This window comes from Ferdinandcohnia sp. Marseille-Q9671 (genome assembly GCF_976954385.1).
Map to the genome: position 1 here is coordinate 1,917,305 of NZ_CDRJTA010000001.1, position 17,504 is coordinate 1,934,808.

The following is a 17,504-nucleotide window of genomic DNA, read 5'->3' on the forward strand; positions in this document are numbered from 1 at the left end:
CAGGTTCCTTGTCCCAGTTTGGCACCTGGGTCAGAGGGACAGGTCCCTTGTCCCAAGTTTGGGTCTTCGACGACATAAGCACAAAAAAATGCCCTACACATGTGTAGGGCCAAAAGAGAAAAAAGTCTACAGGTAAAATATATAGTCAATTGCAGAAATCCCCATTCCTACAATAACTAACGGAAGATTAGATACTTGACTGATAATTATACTACCAATCTAGTATTTCACTATAATTATATAGTACCAATGTATTAGAAAAATGTATATTGGGAAAATCGGTGTAAAATTATAGCGATATTTGGTGTTTTTTTGAGGTGTCTTTCCTAAAAACCATACTTTTGACGAATTTTGTCTAAAAATTCACGAAAAAACTTCTTTTTATCTATCAAATTTCTACATTTTTAACATTTTGGACATGCTATGCTTTTTTTAATAGTTTTGTGTTATAATCTAAATATTATGAAAAATTATAAAAATTCATTATCTTTAAATTGGGGGAGGAAGCTAAAGTGCATTATTTTACATTTAAAGAAATTTGGACACCACTACGCATTGTTGGGATTCGTTTTTATAAACGAGACCAGGATCGACTCTTCTTCGTAAGACATGGAAATGGTCCACGTCGCCCGATATTAACTAGATTTAGTTGGATCTACCGTTAAGCCATAAATATGGCTTTTTTTGTTTAATCAATAATATTTAAATATAGAATTTCCTTTCCACAAACTTGTACTAGGACAACTCCTTCAAGGCATATCCATAATGTAAACAAGCGTAAGGAGGCTATTGTTTACATATGAGACGACGACCCAGAGTGCCGATTCAGTTGATTTTGCTAACTGTAGGAGCCATCATTTTGTTTATCTTTTTTCTATCTTTGTTTCGGTCATCTCCAGAGGAGGATGCGAAAGAGCTTGTTCATTCATTTTATAAATACGAGCAGGATGCTGATTTTGGTAGCTCGTGGGAGTTGTTCCATCCACTGATGCAGGAACGGTTTGACAAGGCAGACTATATTCAGCAACGAAACCATGTCTTCGTAGGCCATTTCGGGACCGACACCTTCAAATATACGGTAGAGGATGTTGAACAGGTAGACAGCTGGCAAATGGCGAAAAATACTACCACCTTCCAAGATGTCTACAAAGTCCCAATCACCCAAACCTACAAAAGCACCTATGGCACCTTCACCATCCACCAAGACGTCTTCATCGTTCGTGAAGATGGCGACCTCACCATATTGTGGTCCTATCATTAAGTGGGTCAGAGGGCAAGGTACCTTTTCCCAGTTTTGGGTCAATACATGTAAAGTCATTACGTCACATCATTGCGTAATGGCTTTTTTGTGTTGTCCTTGGTTATTTTCGTATAGGAAAATACGGGGACAAGGAATAAATCTTGAAAAAAGAGGAATCAACATCTTCATTTTTGCATTGAGCTTCATTTCATTCGTTATTTCATTAAAGCTTTTCTGGAATATCGCCGTTTATGTTGATGAGTTTGGAGCCAACCCTACAGATGTGTATGGTGGTGATTTCTGGCTGTATATGGCATGGGTACGGTTAGCATTACTCGCTATTCTTACATTACTCTCTGGATGGAAGATTAGTAGTGGCCGTACGTAAACCCAATACCTTCTGATGCATTAGTAAAGGCATTGCTCGAGCAATGCCTTTTTGTTTGTATTGAAAAAGTTAGGTGGGTCAGGGTGCTTGTCCCCCTGACCCGGTTTGGGGCTTTTGAAAAAAAGTGGGACAAGGAACCTGTCCCCGTGTCCCACTTACATCCCCGTGTTTTGCATGGGAACGAGTTTGTTTTGTACGGCGTAGATGACGACTTGGGAGCGACTTTTGACGTCGAATTTTTTAAAGATTTTGCTTACATGGATCTTGACGGTTTTGTCGCTGATAAAGAGTCGGTCAGCGATTTCTTTATTGCTTAGGCCTTCAACCAAACACTGAAGCACTTCTGTTTCACGCTCTGTTAAGGCGTTTTCCTTTGGTTGTTCTTGCTGTTGTTGATGAAAATTGAGGAGCTTTTTTGTCATTGACGGGTGGATCACCGATTCACCGCGCGCTACTGTACGAATGGCTTCCACCACTTGTTCGGATGGAGCATCCTTTAACAAATACCCATCTGCTCCCTCTCGGATTGCTGCCATGAAATATTCGTCATGGTTGTGCATGGTAAGGACCAATACTTTAATAGCAGGGTATTTCTTTTTTAGAATCCCTGTCACTTCGACTCCATTCTTTTTAGGCATGTTAATGTCCATTAAAATCACATCAGGTTGACATTCCGGTACCTTTTCAAGTGCTTCATCACCTGAAACAGCTTCTCCGACAACGCGTATATCATCCTCTAATTCTAAAATATTCCTAAGTCCGTCACGTAACACAGCGTGATCATCCACCAGCATAAGCTTGATCAACAGTACTACCTCCTTCAAGTCCCATTTTTGGAACAGTTAATATAATGTCTGTACCTTGACCCTCTTTTGTATCGATTTGGAGAGTTGCATTAATTTTTTCAGCTGCGTCATTCATATTTAAGATTCCAAAATGAGGGTTGTTTTGCGCCTTAATCATTGCTTGGAATAATGAAAACCCTACACCATTGTCCTTTAATTTTAGAATGATTTGTTCCTTTTGATAGCTTAACAGAACTTCAATTTTTGTGGCTTTGGCATGCTTAATTGTATTTTGTAATGATTCTTGAAATATATCAAATAATTCTTTTTCCACCATGGGGCTTAGCGGAACCTCCTGCCCCCTTATATCAAACGAGAATTGTATATCATATTCTTTTTTCACAATTTCAATACGCTTTCCAATGGCAGCCGATAGTCCTACTCGTTCCGTCGGATATGGCCGCAACTCGTAAATCGATTCCCGCACCTCTCTAAGACTTAGCCTTAGCTTATCCATGCTCTCACGAATGAGTTTGATTGTCTCCTCAGGACTTCGATGGAATTTCCTCTCTGCTGTTTCGAGTTTCATAACAGCACCCGCAAGTGTTTGGGCTACCCCATCATGAATTCCTCGGGCAATCCTGTTACGTTCCTCAAGGATGATCCGTTTTTCTTTTTCTTCAATTAATAGCCTTGATTTTACAGCAACTGCCAACTGGTTTGAAAGTGTCGCGATCGAGTGAATTTCATCGTCCCCAAAGCTACGAGCGCGACTTTTTGCCACAACAAGCATTCCAATGGTTTCATCCTCGACCACCATTGGCGAGTATACAAAGGCCTTCATATCCTTTTTAAAAAACTCATCAATCGGGCCTAATTTTCGGACTCGATCCTGATATACAATCGGTTGCTTTTTCCCATCAAAACGTGCTAATGCCTCACCTGTTAACGTGTTATCCTTAGGAATTATTCTACCATCTGAATATAAAATTCTCCATTCCTCGTTTTCCTTAACCCACAGCATGATTGCCTGCATATCAACGATTTGTGAAAAGGTATTTTTAAATGTTTCTACCCATTCCGTTGAATGAATATTTTTGTTAACCCTAGTTGTAATAGCAAAAAGAGCATTTAATCGTTTCTTCTCATTTTCAAGTGTTGATATAACCGAGTACAATAAGGATACAGCCACTAGAGGTGAGAAGAAGAAAAACAGGCTATATTCGTCAACGATACGGCCACCTAGATGAACCATTAAGATTCCATAAACAAGGGATACAACCGCACTGCAGATCTCGGTTAATGTTTTTGTATTAAACAAATAAAATGTATAAGGCTGTGGACGAATGAGTAATACAACATCCACGATAAGATTGTTCACAATATAAAATATAGAAAGAAACACTAGATAATGAATAATTCCTGCAATTGACTCAAAGTTTGTTGAAAAAAAGCTAATCGTATTGGTTTGGCTAATCACAGTTTCTGCTAAAAATATACTAATAACAAGCTGTGCCGGATTAAAGATAATAATTCGCAATGGGCGTTGATGAAGAATATTAATCGCTAATACAATCCCCGCGTAGATAATAACCGGATACGATATCCCGAACAGTTCATACATCACATATATATACGGAAAGGTTATCGTCGTATGTCCCCTCAATAATGGAATGGGAAAATACTCGGATATGACTAAAAAGATTGTAAGTAAGATAAGGATGGTGATTTCTTCCGTTGGTTGTATCGAAAAGAATGCATTAACAACAATAATCCAGCCAATTACACCAACCAACATCATATAAATCTTGGAATAAAATTCTCTTTTATGTGAGGATACCATAGGAAGCTTCACGTCTTTCCCCCTTATCATAAATTTCAGTCAATTACTACCATCATATATGTATCGTGCCAAAATCACAAATCATTTACGTTGTTAGAATGTAACCGTATACACATGTCGTTTTTTATTATTTTATAATTATATAGACCTAATAAAAACCCAGACTAGTCGAATGGCTTCAAAACCACTGACCAATGCTGGGTGACCACAAACACTTATATGTTTGTGGGAACAATTATGACAAAAAATCGCAAAGATTTCTATGACCCAAATTAATTATTTCTATAATCCAAAAGTAGTAGAACCTGTCCACTCACAACGCTAGAACCCTTCATACGACTGGTTTTAATCGTTTTTTTATTCACTTTTTAAAAGATGTAAGGGAAATACCTATTTAATGAAAAAATGCCTGTCTTCACCTAATTTGTAAAGAATAGGTGTACAGGCTTATTTGCGGATTATGTGTTGGAGGAGCCTTTGATATCGTTGGCCAAGTCTTGAATGAATTGTTTCGTATCAATTTCCTTAATTCTTTCGCCTTTCATATATGCACGGATCAATGCTTTTCGAACCCTATTCTCATCAATCATGCAGTCCTTACCCGCTGATTTACTGTCCAAATTATGTCACTCCTAGATGAAAAAACATATATATTTTAAACTGGCATGTAAAAGTTTGACCGTCCCTCGGTGAAGGATGGAGAAGCCTCCACCAAGTTGACAGTCTACATTTCTCAAGCAGTGCCTATCATAATGATGCGACACTTTAAAGAATGAAACCTTGTTCGAAGATGGATGGAGATAACCACCTCCGTCAAGTAATTACTATACAAGTACGCAGTGTCATTCTGTTTTGCGACTGTCCGAGCGAAACTTTTTAGAAATTTCAGGTAGAACACGTGAAAGGTACTGTCGTCCTTCAATCCTCTGAAAAAAATCGAGACTATTAGTGGGTTACTGACTTCAACATCAGCTTTTCATATTCACACATTCGTTTTGAAACATTTTGCGGTATAATAATAGGATATGGATTTACAATTTTAGCTCGTGGGGAGTGAGATTTCCTTGCTTCAAAATGATATTCCAAAGGAAAAGGTTATGCAGTTTTCCGAAAAGCTTCGTGACATGATCAGGTTTGACAACGAGGTAGACCGGACGTTAATAAAAAAGGGACTAAACCTCTACCGTCAGGGGAGTGTCTATAATGTAAAATTCAACGGACAGACATTAGAAGGTCGTGTTCAGGATGTTACGCCATGTGATGTGGCACTTGATTTAGACACATTAGAAATGAGTCAATGTACATGTCCGGATCCATCCTTCTGTCGTCATCGGATGGCCCTGTTTTTTTATATGTATGCAAGCGTGGACAGAGTTGGTTCATTACTCGAGCAGTGGAAAGGAGGTAGCATGAGGAATGCAACATTAGCATCTCTTCCAATTAAAAAAGCAAGTGAACTGCAACAACGAGTTCAGATCAATGAGAATTCCCTTGCAAGTTGGCTCGAGCTTTTCAACAAAGAGTATGAGCGGTTTGAATCAGGTCACCTTGAGAAGAATATATACTTTTTCGCAACAATTTATCATACCCTTTATCAAACATTAAAACGGAAAGCACCTTATTCCGAGGAACTCAAAAAGTTATATCAGATTCATGCAGCCTTGTTTTGCATTCAAAAAACCATTGAAAATATGGAACGAATGGAATTAAAAAATTTCCAAATTGATAATTATATTAAGCCTTATTTTCATAATTTTACAGACGTCGTACTTGATAACTCTTTAGAGATGAAACATGTTCTCCTTCCATTTGCTATTGATGGGCTACTTGAGGAAAGTATGGAACATATCAGACAGGCATTACTAGGTCAGTCGTTGTTTCAATATGAGCGTCTCCAAATGTACAGACTACTGTGGGCAACATTTTTCAACCGACAGAAATGGATCGAACTGGAACAGACAATACTTGAAGCTGAATCCATCCCTGATCACATCATCGCTAAGGCCCATCTGCGTTTTTTACAAAAGGACGATTCGACAGCGATCGAGATAATAAAGGAGATAGGAGACCAAGGGGTGCCTTATTGCTTCTGGTGGATTTCCTATCTATCTGAGTTAAAACAATGGTCTCGTGCTCGCGCCTGGATTGTTTATACATTGGAGGGAATCCGCAAGTATATATTTGGCATCTCAAGCTATGATGGAAAACGCCATATGACTCGTTATTATTTGCAGACCATTTCGCCTTATGCGGAGGAACAGGAACCAAGTGTTTATCTAAAAGCCATGAACAGTTTATTGCCATTTAGCTTTGTGGAATTTAATGATTACTTACTCGAAACCGAGGATTATAGAAGATGGGTCGAACTACAAACGTTAGTTGGCTATAATATTGACGAAGTTGACCGATATATTATTAAGCAAATCGAGGAACATGATCGTGCTGCCTTATTCCCTTTTTACCATCATGCAATAACAAGAGCGATTGAAGGAAAAAATCGGCCTAGCTACAAAAAGGCTGTGAAGTACCTACGCAGGGTACGAACTCTTTATAAGAAACTGAAGCAAGAAGATGTGTGGGAGGACTATATTACAAAACTTGCCACGATAAATAAACGTTTGCGTGCCTTTCAACAGGAACTTTTACGGGCATCAATGATCAAAGAGTAAAGGGGTGAAATGATGAATTTTACAGCAACACTTGTTATCCATGCTGAATGGGTTGAAGAGAATGGTTGTTATATATGGTGTACGGATGAGAATGACAAACCTCTCGAGCTTCATGCATGGAAACGAAACCTATTTATCTGGCATGATGCATCCTTTTACGGAACCTTTCTTGAAGAGACAACTTTTCATGACTATCCTGCTGTTTTGCTCACACCTTGGCAGGCTTTGACGTTTTTTGCAAACTCGCCTAAGAATTCCTTTATAAACATAGAGATGGGCGAGAATGCTGAACAGTATCATGCGATTTCAGAACCGTTACTACCGCTCGTAGAGGATGGACAGTTTATGCCAGACTTTGAGTTTTGGAGCGAATATGGCCGTTTCGGTTGGAAACCAGTTGGAATGGAGCTGACTGGATTCTCAGCAAACTGGTTCTCAGCCGCCATCAATGATTGGATTCAATCTGATTCCTCCCTTTCTGGCGCATGGGAGGACATTAAATCAACCTTCCCCCTTGTAAAAAGTACAGGTGGCTCAGCTTCCGTTGTTGATGAAAACAACTGGCTAGAACGGATTGGCTGGAAAGAGGATCTCACTCCATTTGATGTCTTGCTTCAAATCGATGAACCAGAGCTAGACAACGGGACTTGGAAGCTCGAAACGGTACTGCGCAGCAAGGCAAAGCCTCATAAAATGGTGACGTATCAGGGTTCGCTTCCTAAGGAATGGGGTCCTTTTGCGGAGCGAATTGGTAACGACCAAAAGATGTGGTGTAAGCTCGTTCCGTGGCTTGAGGATGAGGATGGGATCCTATATGAGCTAACCGAACGTCAGGCATGGGACTTTTTAACCGAAGCCAGCACAAAGCTAGTGGACGCAGGTGTCGGTATTCTGTTGCCATCTTGGTGGCAAGCAATCAAGGATGCCCAACTAGCAGTTAAGGCAAAGGTGAAATCTTCTTCAGGTGGTGGACGACAGTCCTTTGTTGGATTACAATCGATCGTTAACTTTGACTGGCGTTTTTCCACAAATGGCGTGGAGCTTTCTGAGGAGGAATTCATGTCACTCGTAAGCGAGCAAAGACGATTGATCAATATTCGCGGTAAGTGGATTAAGCTTGACCCCGCTTTTATTAAGCAGGTTCAATCAATCCTAGAGCGTGCAAATAAAGAAGGTCTTCATATCCGGGACGTTCTCGAACAGGAACTTCTTTCACTTTCCGAACGGGCAGAACAGGAAGAGCAAGATGCTACGGGTGCATTTGCAGGAGTGAAAATTGAGCTAAACCGCCATCTCTCGCAGATGATTAAGCAGCTGACAGACATTAAGGAAATTCCAACCGCGACCATACCAGATAGCTTCAAAGGAGAACTTCGTCCTTATCAGCAACAAGGTGTTGATTGGCTGTTATTTTTACGAAGGTTTGGATTTGGAGCTTGTCTTGCAGACGATATGGGACTTGGAAAAACGATTCAGATGATTGCTTACTTTTTAACCGTGAAAGAAAGTAGCTCTAAGCCTGCGCTCATTATTTGTCCGACTTCGGTTCTTGGAAACTGGCAAAAGGAGCTCGAGAAATTTGGCCCCTCTCTACGTGTCCATCTCCATTACGGAGCAAACCGATTAAAAGGTGAAGAGTTCACACAAGGAGTGAGTGAGGCAGACATCGTTCTCACCTCATACGGATTGTCCCATTTAGATGAAGAAGAGATTTCAGCTTATGAGTGGGGTACGATTTGTTTGGATGAAGCCCAAAATATTAAAAACGCACAAACCAAGCAGTCTCGTGCGATTAGGAAGCTTAAAAGCGACCATAATATTGCGTTAACTGGTACGCCAATGGAAAACCGCCTTACCGAGCTTTGGTCTATTTTTGATTTTATCAATCGTGGGTATTTAGGTGGCCTCGGAGGATTTCAAAAGCGCTATGTGTCTCCGATTGAAAAGGATCATGATCAGGAAACAATCGCAGATCTTCAACGCTTGATTAAGCCATTTTTACTAAGACGGACGAAGAATGATGAAGCGGTCGCGTTGAATCTACCAGACAAGCTTGAACAAAAGGAATTTTGTCCGTTAACCGTCGAACAGGCATCCATTTATGAACAGCTTGTAAAGGATACACTACAACAAGTGGAACAACTAGCAGGAATCCAGCGAAAAGGCCTTATTTTAAAAATGCTAGGGCAGTTGAAACAAGTTTGCGACCATCCAGCTCTATACTTGAAGGAAGAAGCTCCAACAAATATTGACGAGCGTTCTGCAAAAATGGAGAAGCTCCTGGAGCTTGTTGATCACATTCGAGACCAGGACGAAAGCTGTTTGATTTTCACACAATATATCCAAATGGGTGAAATGATTCAAGACGTGCTTCAAAAACGCTACAACGAATCGGTGCTGTTCTTGAACGGAAGTATCCCAAAGGTGCAGCGAGACAAGATGATTGATGGATTCCAAGACAGAGATTACAATATCCTGATTCTGTCACTAAAAGCTGGCGGAACCGGTCTGAATCTAACAGAAGCGAATCACGTTATCCACTATGACCGTTGGTGGAACCCGGCCGTTGAAAACCAAGCAACCGACCGTGCCTACCGAATTGGGCAAAAGCGCTTCGTTCACGTGCACAAGCTAATCGCAACCGGCACACTCGAAGAAAAAATCGACGAAATGCTCGAAAAGAAACAATCACTCAACGACGAAATCATCACCAGCGAAAACTGGATCACCGAACTCTCCACAAGCGAACTAAAAGATTTGTTGGGAGCGTTCTAGTTTGCCTTTGATCAGGGCGGCGTGGAACAGGGAGTTCTGTTTCCTGGGTCAGGGGGACAGGTTCCTTGTCCCAGCCTCGTGGGTCACAGGGACAGGTTCCCTGACCCACTTTTTAAGAACCCGCATACGCGTTAATATACGGATTTAACTTGGAGTGAAATACGCAAAACCAAAAGGGGCTGATTCATTTGGCAGAAAAAACGACCAAACCAAAGAGAAGAAAAAAATTTGTGCCAAGTGAAAAGCACAAAGACAAAACGGAGCCATGGCAAAAGCTCTATCAGCTAATGGAAGACAAACTGAAGAAAAACAAATGAGCTCAAGGTGCGCTGACCTTGAGCTTTTTATGTTGATACAATTCGTAACGTGCAATATTCGCGTAACGGTGCAATTATTCCCTGCGACGGATCAATTATCCTCACGAAGGTGCAATTCCGCCCTGCGCCGGATCAATTATCCTCACAAGGTGCAATTCTCCCCCACGACGGCGCAATTACCCTCACAAAGGTGCAATTATTCCGCACGACGGTGCAATTACCCTCACAAAAGTGTAATTCGCCCACAACGGCTCAATTCGCTCCCGCCAAGGTGCAATTCTCGCACACGAAGACGCAATCCCCAAATAAAGCACCCGTCCACAACATTACACTGCATCAAACAACCCTCAAATCCTCTTCAAATTGCTTAAAAAACACATACCTCTGTATGCCTCTCGTTTTCTCGAAGGCTAGTTGAGTTTGCTTAGCATATTCGTCATGATTGTCTGCTTTTTTTGCAATACCTGCTGCTAAGGCATGCTTCATCCACTCTTTCTTGATCTTTCCGCTAAGCTCTTGTGCTATTTCAATTTTTCCTTCTTCCACAGCTACGATTGCTTGATAGTAATATTTATACTCTGGAGGTTGTATATTCTCTATGTCCGGCTTCGCTCGTAAAATATCATTCTCATACAATGCAAACAACGTCTTAAACATTGCTTGCCTTGCAGGCTGCTTAAACTTACGAAGTAGTTGCTCTGTCGCCTCTTTTACATCGCCATCGATCCGATTCCCCATCCCGTAATACAGCTTAAACATTGGATTTTTCCGATACTTTAAAAGGTATGATTCTATTTTGGACAGGTCCTTCCCAAAATAAAGAGGGAAAAAGAATAAGTAGAATGAAAGACCAAAAATAACCAGAATGCTTATGATATAGCTAAGAAACTCATTCACTTCTAAAAATGCCAATAATACTCCTACCGTTATCGCAACCCCAAATAACACAACATATTTCATCACATTCATCCTCTACTGTAAGGTAGTCTTTCCTACCATTATACTTTATTTACCAGAATCGAAACATGATAGAAATATAAAAAAACCAACCACGTCTCAAACATGATTGGCTAAAAAGAATTAGAAGCTTAATTCATTTTTCTCATATAGCTTTTTCAACAAACGTCTGCCTCGAAAAAGCTTATTTTTCACAAACGTTATATCTTTGCACAACACTTCGCAAATCTCTTGATACGAATAATCCTTTAAATAATAGAGTGACAATGTTTGTTTATAATCCGTCGGCAATGCGTCTATATGTTGATAAAGTCTTTCCCTTTCAAAGCTCTCTATCATTTCTGACTCCACCGATTCTTTAGAGGTATATTGTAAATCTTCTAGATTCTCGGTTAAAACAGTCGGACGAACCACTCGACTGCGAAGATAATCAATACATTGATTGCATGTGATTCTGTATAACCACGATTTAATCTTTGTATTATCCTTAAATGAGTTCCATTTCAAAAAGATTTTCACATATACTTCTTGCATAATATCATCAACAGTCATCCAATCCCGGACATAGCGGAATGCAACAAATCGCAATTCGCCTTCAAACTTTGAAATGATTTGTTCTAATTCTTTTTCTTCCATGTTTCTCCACCCTATATTGTACTGTTATCCAGCTACTTCCACTGACTTACATAGCTTCTCTTATTTCAAAAATATACAATTTGGATTCTTTGTCTTTTTGATTTTTCACCTGTAGCTTGCCTTCGTATAATGAGTCTCCCGTATTCACGTCACCGATGGAGAGGATATATCCGTCATTAGTAGAACTGATAATATATAGTTTTTCATTCAAAAGTTTCACAGCAGGTGCATCTTTTGCGTCTTCCGATTGGTTGACAGCAAATGTTTGTTTATTTCCCCACTTTTCCGCTTCAATATCATATTGTTCAACGATTACACCATCTTCAACCTGATTTGGCACAAAGATGGTAGAACCAGATATAGTAGAATTACTTATTACACCAGATAACTCTTCTGGAACATCTACTTTTTTCGTTTGATTTTTTTCAATATCGTATACCATGACATCAGAAGCCACTATATTCTCAGCATCACCTTGGTAATATTCATACGTCTCTACTCTAAATAAAATATAGTTTTGAGGATGACTCGAAAACGTATCATTTAAAATTCTTACCTCTGACCACCCATCCTTAACTGGTAAAGAAGAGTGAATGACTTCATTATTTACTACCTTTTGATCAGCTATGTTTATCGTATAGGCAATTAAATCCTCTTCCCCACTTGTTCGAGAACCCCTGGCAATTACCTTCAAATTTCCATTCAGCAGCTGGACATCAATCACATCCACCCAATGGTAATTTTCCATATTAGGGATATCTAACTCCATCGAAGTTGATTCTTTTGATTTTATATCCATCACATCAATATCGAAAAAGGAATTCATTGGTGATGCATTGATCCCTTTTCCTTCTATACTGACATAGGCAACTACTTGGTCATCTTCATAGAAATAAGTAGGAAACCAATCTTTACTTCGCATAAATTTCCCGTACTTTTCAATTAATTTATTCCTTTCCGGGCTCATTCCAGTAAACTCTTGAATCATGGAGCGATTACTTACATTTGTTGTTTCATCATGTGTAATGAGCAAGGATTGATGAATATCTCCGACCACATAATCAGCATTTATTTCAAGACCTTTCGCTTCATTCTCATCGCCACTAACTTTTTCAAATTCAACCACAATATTTTCAACGGCAAGACTAGATTGAATGTAAAACGTTCCAATCACAACCACCGTAACGAGACAGATCGTAATAATTTTCCAATATCGTTTCATTTGCGATACCTCCTATCAAACTCTAATTTTTCTATTCAAAAGATAATTCCCTATCCAAATGGCACCAGCCAAAACAAGTAAGCCTGCCCCTATTTCCATGTAAAACAGTTCATATGGATAAAAATAATTGCCAAACATAAATTCATTCGCTAATACCGGGGCTAAAAATAGGAATAAGGACACTGCAATATAAAGAATCCCAATAAAAATCCCTTTCAAACGAAATGAACGTTCAAATAAAATGGCCGTAAAAACAACACAGACAGCGATTAGTCCCGTACCATACAAAAGGATGAAATCAAGTAAGGTCTTTGGATACAGTATGCTTAAAAAGTAAACACTTGAAATTTGGGATACAGGAAAATCAAGATAAAACTCATCTGGAGTCATCCACTCCAGCACTTGAATTTCAACAGGTATTAACAGTAACTGAACAGCGACTAGTCCAAACACGAAAATAGCAATTGTTGTAGCCTTTGCCAAATAAATATTCAATCGTGATGTTGGCAATACGAGCAAACGATAGCTAAACGTGTTTTTACCTAACCAATCTCGATACCAAATAAAGAACACATAAATCAACAACGTAACACCGCAAATGACAACCGGTCCCATAAACCAGCCTGACTGAGAAAAGTTATAAAAAGACATCTTTCCATATGAAGCGATAAAATCGGTCTTCGACATTAGATCCTCATAAATGGCTCTGTTCGCTCGAGCCACATAACGTCGTGCTTCAAAAAAAGCCCCTACCACCTGAAATAGGATTGTTATACCAATTAACACAAGATACAACTTAAAAAAACGAGCAAACTCAAAATTCACTAGCTTCAAATAACGGTTCATGCTTTATACACCTCTCTCATGACATCGATAACCGATTTCCCTTCATTCTCCCTAACTTCTTCTGTATCAAATTCTTTAAGTACAACACCATTATCTAGTAACACTACTTTATCAATTAAATGTTCAATATCATTAATTTCATGTGTCGTGATAATAACCCCACGGTCCTCGATCAAATGACTTGTGAAGACCTCTGCTATCTGCTCACGACTGAATATATCGATTCCTGAAAAAGGTTCATCCATTAGAACATAATCAACATCTAAGGCTAATCCAAGGATAAGGTTCACTTTTGCGGTATTTCCTTTAGAGAGCTCAGAGATTCGATCCGTTTCCTTTAATTTAAAAAACTGGAGAAGTTCTTCCGCTCGTTTTTGATTCCAACTATCATAAAAATCAGCCATAAATGTAAAGGCTTCTTGTATTTTCATTTGTGGCAACATCGTAATGGTGTCAGGGATAAAGGTAATTTTCTCATAGCTTCCTTTATGCACTTTTTCTCCATTAACCAGAATTTGTCCACCATCAATCGGAGTTAAAGCCATAATCGCTTTCATCACCGTTGTTTTCCCCACACCATTGATTCCGATTAAACACGTGATCTTTCCTTTTTCTGCCGTAAATGAAACACCCTTCAATACTGTTTTCCTACCAAATTTTTTGGTAACATCCTTTACTTCTATCATGAAAATCCCCCCTATTCCTTGCTATCTCTTTCGTACTCTTTCTCCACTAAATCCAACGCCTCTTGCAACGGTACATTGATGGATCGAACTGAATGAATGAACGAATACACTGCCTCTAAAATTAATTCCTCTCGAACCATTTTTAACACCTGCTCATCCTTCGTTATCCGACTTGGTAAATTTCCTTCCGTAAAAATCAACCTTTGTTCCTCCATTTCTTTGTACGCCCGCTGCGCCGTATTTGGATTAATCTTCAACTTGTTTGCTAGCTCTCGTCTTGATGGAATCTCCTGACCTGGTTCAAAATGCCCTTTTGCAATCTGTTCCTTAAAAAACTGAATGACTTGCACGTATACGGGATCCCGATTATTAAACTTAATATCCATGACACACCTCCCGAAATTGTATTAATTGCTTAATACACTATTCACAAAAATAAATGTGATTTGTATAAATAGTTGTATTTTCAACTGTATTATATGCATAATACAGCAAATCTAAAAAAAATCTCAGTGTATCAACTCATTAATACACCCTATGTCATGTATTATATGATTAATACACTTTCACTGTCAATAGACAAAAAATAAAAAAAGATAAGCATTGACAGATAAGAACAAATGTTCTAATATTAGATTTAGAAAAAGCCAAGCATGTCGAGAGCATGATTGGCTAATAAATGAGGATTTTATCCGTGGATATTTTCTCTCTCTAGGGGAACTATCTTGAAAAGGCGTATGCGGCTTCCTTGTTGCGAGGGTAGATGGATGTGGAAATTAAACTTTATATTTTTTTATGACTCTTATCATGATTGCTCTCCTTCTAACATGCTACTTATATGAAGTAATCGCTCACCATAGGTTCTATCTATTTGATCCATACGCTCACCAATTTGACCTTGAAGTGTCTCAAGATGTAAGGCAATACCCATTGCAAGCTTGTTAAGCTTTTCATTGATACTTTTTATTTCATCATGGTTCATCGTACATATCCTCCTATTTAGTTTTCTACTAACTCCCTTGGCTTGCCACCAAGAAACTTGACAGAATCTGCTAGTACTTCGGTTACATATACTTTTTTTCCGTCATTATTTTGATAGTTACGGGTTTGGATTCGTCCGGTTACACCTAAGATCGAACCCTTTCTACAATAGTTTGCCGTATTTTCTGCTGTCTTCTTCCAAAGCGTACAATTGACAAAATCCGTGTCGATACTTCCTCCAGCACTTTTGAAATTACGACTAACAGCGAGTGTTATACTGGCAACCGCTTTCCCATCTTGTGTGTAACGTAAATCAGGATCCTTCGTAAGACGGCCTACTAAAATTACTTGATTTATCATAATTTCCCTCCTTGGTTAAATGTAACAAAGCTATCATACTTCAGGATTCGACAATGGTAAAATGAGGGATATCCAATAATAGAAGTACCTTTTCCTGTAAAACTGGATTTTTTCTTATCCTTTTTCAACTTTTCTTCACTCTACTATATCGAATCAATCTTTATATACAGTTCTACAATTTTTTTGAGTAGTTACACCAATTTTTGGTTCTTTTCCGCTTCTACTTCATATAATAAGCAGGCAAATATGCTATAATTTTACTATCAAAGTCAGGGAACATGAGGAAGAGGAGGTCAGATGGTTGAAAACATTTAAATTAGTATCACTTACTGTTATTCATCAGGATGAACTGCCTAGCCGAGTTGAGGAAATACCGTTACTTGATGGATTAATTATTAACAAAGAAGATGGAGAAAATCGCTGGATTGTCGAAGCATATATCGAAAAGTCTTATAAGGCAATTTTTGAAAAAGCAAAGAATACTGAAACCGAGCTTAATCTCCAAGTTACCATTTCCAAAAAATCAAATGACCCAGCGTCATTAATGGGTTCAGTGAAAATATTAAAGAACTTGGACAAGAGTGTGAGTGTATTGTTGGAAGGAAAAATTGTGCCAGCCCGGTACAACAAAGCTGAAATGGTTCTCACAGACCTTATTAAACAAGGTCTAAAAGGTGACGGTCTACTTGCTGAGTTCAAAAACAGGCTACAAGAGAAAAAGAAACCAATCGAGAATTAATCATATATGCAAAAAAGGCAGGACTAAATCCCGCCTTTCTTACATCATTTCGAAGGCTTACTGGCCTCCACCTGCACCGCCAGCACCACCAGCGTCTCCACCAGTGCCACCGCCTGGAGCTTGTTCATCATCATCTAGAGTGTCACCAAGTTCATCTTTGTCATCTTTACCCATATCAACGTCACCGTCGTTATTATCATCTTCCATTAAATTACCGTCACCGTTTGTACCATTGCCATTATTACCGTTGTTCCCGCCATCTTCCTCAGGCGTTACATCAGGTACCACTTCATTATCCATTTCTTCATTCATATCCTCACCAGGAGTTTCAAGGCCGTCATCCTCTGGTGGCGGATCTTGGTCATCAGCGTTACAGCCTGTTACTAAAAACACAGCTAGGAGTGAACCTAACAGCTTAAGAAACCATTTGTTTTTCATTGCAATTTCTCCTTTCTGACTTCTTCTAAGTATGGTTGACCTATTCGGTCTTTGGTTAGCTTTCCCCGAACGTAAAGAATGTATCAACAAAATTACAAAAAAAAGTGCATAAAAAAACCAGATGGCAGTTCCATCCGGTTCCTCTATTATTCAGTCTTTTCGCCAAGAGCAAACATGATTTCAGTTTCGCAAACAAGTTCCCCGTCTACAGTAGCTACACCTTTTCCTTTTCCAAGCGAGCCTCTCAGACGAGTTATTTCTACTTCAAGACGAAGTTGATCTCCTGGTTTTACTTGCTTTTTAAAGCGACAGTTGTCGATCCCTGCAAAAAAGGCAAGTCTCCCCTTATTTTCTTCCTTTTTCAGCATCGCCACTGCACCCACCTGTGCAAGAGCTTCAACAATTAATACTCCTGGCATAACAGGGTATTCAGGAAAATGTCCATTGAAAAATTCTTCGTTTGCTGTTACGTTTTTAATTCCAACCACTCGTTTCCCTTCTTCAATCTCAAGGACACGGTCGACCAATAAAAAAGGGTAGCGATGAGGGATAATTTCTTTTATTTCATTAATATCTAACATAATTTCAATTTCCTCCTTATGTATCACTTTGTTATACTCCC

At 39.1% G+C, this 17,504-nt stretch carries 20 protein-coding genes; 7 read left to right on the forward strand and 13 right to left on the reverse strand.

Annotated features, from left to right (window positions below; all coding sequences use genetic code 11):
* Nucleotides 1-512 precede the first annotated feature (512 nt).
* The 3 genes from ACWNMY_RS09560 to ACWNMY_RS09570 all read left to right on the forward strand — a co-directional run bounded on the left by ACWNMY_RS09560 (nt 513) and on the right by ACWNMY_RS09570 (nt 1,628).
* Nucleotides 513-665 carry a hypothetical protein gene (locus ACWNMY_RS09560; RefSeq protein ID WP_449537997.1) on the forward strand — a complete coding sequence of 51 codons (153 nt, stop codon included), beginning with the start codon at nt 513-515 and terminating at the stop codon, nt 663-665.
* 134 nt (nt 666-799) lie between these two features.
* Nucleotides 800-1,261 carry a hypothetical protein gene (locus ACWNMY_RS09565; RefSeq protein ID WP_449537998.1) on the forward strand — a complete coding sequence of 154 codons (462 nt, stop codon included), beginning with the start codon at nt 800-802 and terminating at the stop codon, nt 1,259-1,261.
* A 175-nt stretch (nt 1,262-1,436) separates the two neighbouring features.
* On the forward strand, nt 1,437-1,628 hold the full coding sequence (locus ACWNMY_RS09570) for a hypothetical protein (RefSeq protein ID WP_449537999.1): 192 nt from the start codon (nt 1,437-1,439) through the stop codon (nt 1,626-1,628).
* A gap of 155 nt (nt 1,629-1,783) precedes the next feature.
* On the opposite strand, the gene ACWNMY_RS09575 is transcribed toward ACWNMY_RS09570, so the two are convergent.
* The 3 genes from ACWNMY_RS09575 to ACWNMY_RS09585 all read right to left on the reverse strand — a co-directional run bounded on the left by ACWNMY_RS09575 (nt 1,784) and on the right by ACWNMY_RS09585 (nt 4,876).
* Nucleotides 1,784-2,434, reverse strand: coding sequence for a response regulator (locus ACWNMY_RS09575; RefSeq protein WP_449538000.1), 651 nt, complete (start codon nt 2,432-2,434; stop codon nt 1,784-1,786).
* Nucleotides 2,409-4,268 carry a GAF domain-containing sensor histidine kinase gene (locus tag ACWNMY_RS09580; protein ID WP_449538001.1) on the reverse strand — a complete coding sequence of 620 codons (1,860 nt, stop codon included), beginning with the start codon at nt 4,266-4,268 and terminating at the stop codon, nt 2,409-2,411. The genes ACWNMY_RS09575 and ACWNMY_RS09580 overlap by 26 nt, the downstream gene beginning before the upstream one ends.
* A 446-nt stretch (nt 4,269-4,714) precedes the next feature.
* On the reverse strand, nt 4,715-4,876 hold the full coding sequence (locus ACWNMY_RS09585) for a hypothetical protein (protein WP_449538002.1): 162 nt from the start codon (nt 4,874-4,876) through the stop codon (nt 4,715-4,717).
* A gap of 444 nt (nt 4,877-5,320) precedes the next feature.
* Between ACWNMY_RS09585 and ACWNMY_RS09590 the strand changes: the two genes are divergently transcribed.
* The 3 genes from ACWNMY_RS09590 to ACWNMY_RS09600 all read left to right on the forward strand — a co-directional run bounded on the left by ACWNMY_RS09590 (nt 5,321) and on the right by ACWNMY_RS09600 (nt 10,017).
* Nucleotides 5,321-6,925, forward strand: coding sequence for an SWIM zinc finger family protein (locus ACWNMY_RS09590; protein ID WP_449538003.1), 1,605 nt, complete (start codon nt 5,321-5,323; stop codon nt 6,923-6,925).
* A 12-nt stretch (nt 6,926-6,937) separates the two neighbouring features.
* Nucleotides 6,938-9,700, forward strand: a complete 2,763-nt coding sequence (locus ACWNMY_RS09595; RefSeq protein WP_449538004.1) for a DEAD/DEAH box helicase — start codon at nt 6,938-6,940, stop codon at nt 9,698-9,700.
* A 188-nt stretch (nt 9,701-9,888) separates the two neighbouring features.
* A complete protein-coding gene (locus ACWNMY_RS09600) occupies nt 9,889-10,017 on the forward strand; it encodes a hypothetical protein (RefSeq protein WP_449538005.1) in 129 nt (42 codons plus the stop codon).
* Between the two features lie 336 nt (nt 10,018-10,353).
* Here the strand turns inward: ACWNMY_RS09600 and ACWNMY_RS09605 are convergent, their stop codons facing one another.
* From ACWNMY_RS09605 to ssb, 8 genes are all read right to left on the reverse strand, one after another.
* On the reverse strand, nt 10,354-10,977 hold the full coding sequence (locus tag ACWNMY_RS09605) for a hypothetical protein (protein WP_449538006.1): 624 nt from the start codon (nt 10,975-10,977) through the stop codon (nt 10,354-10,356).
* Nucleotides 10,978-11,097: 120 nt separating this feature from the next.
* On the reverse strand, nt 11,098-11,610 hold the full coding sequence (locus tag ACWNMY_RS09610) for an RNA polymerase sigma factor (RefSeq protein ID WP_449538007.1): 513 nt from the start codon (nt 11,608-11,610) through the stop codon (nt 11,098-11,100).
* Nucleotides 11,611-11,656: 46 nt separating this feature from the next.
* A complete protein-coding gene (locus tag ACWNMY_RS09615) occupies nt 11,657-12,832 on the reverse strand; it encodes a hypothetical protein (RefSeq protein ID WP_449538008.1) in 1,176 nt (391 codons plus the stop codon).
* Nucleotides 12,833-12,847: 15 nt separating this feature from the next.
* Nucleotides 12,848-13,678 carry a hypothetical protein gene (locus ACWNMY_RS09620; RefSeq protein ID WP_449538009.1) on the reverse strand — a complete coding sequence of 277 codons (831 nt, stop codon included), beginning with the start codon at nt 13,676-13,678 and terminating at the stop codon, nt 12,848-12,850.
* On the reverse strand, nt 13,675-14,364 hold the full coding sequence (locus tag ACWNMY_RS09625; protein ID WP_449538010.1) for an ABC transporter ATP-binding protein: 690 nt from the start codon (nt 14,362-14,364) through the stop codon (nt 13,675-13,677). Before ACWNMY_RS09625 ends, ACWNMY_RS09620 begins: the two co-directional genes overlap by 4 nt.
* Before the next feature lie 11 nt (nt 14,365-14,375).
* A complete protein-coding gene (locus ACWNMY_RS09630; protein ID WP_449538011.1) occupies nt 14,376-14,750 on the reverse strand; it encodes a GntR family transcriptional regulator in 375 nt (124 codons plus the stop codon).
* Between the two features lie 419 nt (nt 14,751-15,169).
* Complete coding sequence (locus tag ACWNMY_RS09635) at nt 15,170-15,346, reverse strand: hypothetical protein (RefSeq protein WP_449538012.1); 177 nt, start codon at nt 15,344-15,346, stop codon at nt 15,170-15,172.
* A 17-nt stretch (nt 15,347-15,363) separates the two neighbouring features.
* Complete coding sequence (gene ssb / locus ACWNMY_RS09640; RefSeq protein ID WP_449538013.1) at nt 15,364-15,705, reverse strand: single-stranded DNA-binding protein; 342 nt, start codon at nt 15,703-15,705, stop codon at nt 15,364-15,366.
* Between the two features lie 301 nt (nt 15,706-16,006).
* Here ssb and ACWNMY_RS09645 point away from each other — a divergent pair, with 301 nt between their 5' ends.
* Nucleotides 16,007-16,444, forward strand: a complete 438-nt coding sequence (locus ACWNMY_RS09645) for a YwpF-like family protein (RefSeq protein ID WP_449538014.1) — start codon at nt 16,007-16,009, stop codon at nt 16,442-16,444.
* 57 nt (nt 16,445-16,501) lie between these two features.
* Here ACWNMY_RS09645 and ACWNMY_RS09650 read toward each other — a convergent pair whose 3' ends face one another.
* Nucleotides 16,502-16,882, reverse strand: coding sequence for a hypothetical protein (locus ACWNMY_RS09650; protein ID WP_449538015.1), 381 nt, complete (start codon nt 16,880-16,882; stop codon nt 16,502-16,504).
* 146 nt (nt 16,883-17,028) lie between these two features.
* Entirely contained in the window at nt 17,029-17,463 is a 435-nt protein-coding gene (gene fabZ, locus ACWNMY_RS09655) for a 3-hydroxyacyl-ACP dehydratase FabZ (RefSeq protein ID WP_449538430.1), read from the reverse strand.
* Nucleotides 17,464-17,504: the final 41 nt, after the last annotated feature.

Excerpts from the sequence above, each read along its gene's own strand:
- ACWNMY_RS09565 (WP_449537998.1), top strand. The coding sequence starts at position 800 with ATGAGACGACGACCCAGAGTGCCGATTCAGTTGATTTTGCTAACTGTA.
- ACWNMY_RS09595 (WP_449538004.1), top strand. The coding sequence starts at position 6,938 with ATGAATTTTACAGCAACACTTGTTATCCATGCTGAATGGGTTGAAGAG.
- ACWNMY_RS09605 (WP_449538006.1), bottom strand. The coding sequence starts at position 10,977 with ATGAAATATGTTGTGTTATTTGGGGTTGCGATAACGGTAGGAGTATTA.
- ACWNMY_RS09610 (WP_449538007.1), bottom strand. The coding sequence starts at position 11,610 with ATGGAAGAAAAAGAATTAGAACAAATCATTTCAAAGTTTGAAGGCGAA.
- ACWNMY_RS09615 (WP_449538008.1), bottom strand. The coding sequence starts at position 12,832 with ATGAAACGATATTGGAAAATTATTACGATCTGTCTCGTTACGGTGGTT.
- ACWNMY_RS09620 (WP_449538009.1), bottom strand. The coding sequence starts at position 13,678 with ATGAACCGTTATTTGAAGCTAGTGAATTTTGAGTTTGCTCGTTTTTTT.
- ACWNMY_RS09625 (WP_449538010.1), bottom strand. The coding sequence starts at position 14,364 with ATGATAGAAGTAAAGGATGTTACCAAAAAATTTGGTAGGAAAACAGTA.
- ACWNMY_RS09630 (WP_449538011.1), bottom strand. The coding sequence starts at position 14,750 with ATGGATATTAAGTTTAATAATCGGGATCCCGTATACGTGCAAGTCATT.
- ACWNMY_RS09635 (WP_449538012.1), bottom strand. The coding sequence starts at position 15,346 with ATGAACCATGATGAAATAAAAAGTATCAATGAAAAGCTTAACAAGCTT.
- ssb (WP_449538013.1), bottom strand. The coding sequence starts at position 15,705 with ATGATAAATCAAGTAATTTTAGTAGGCCGTCTTACGAAGGATCCTGAT.
- ACWNMY_RS09650 (WP_449538015.1), bottom strand. The coding sequence starts at position 16,882 with ATGAAAAACAAATGGTTTCTTAAGCTGTTAGGTTCACTCCTAGCTGTG.
- fabZ (WP_449538430.1), bottom strand. The coding sequence starts at position 17,463 with ATGTTAGATATTAATGAAATAAAAGAAATTATCCCTCATCGCTACCCT.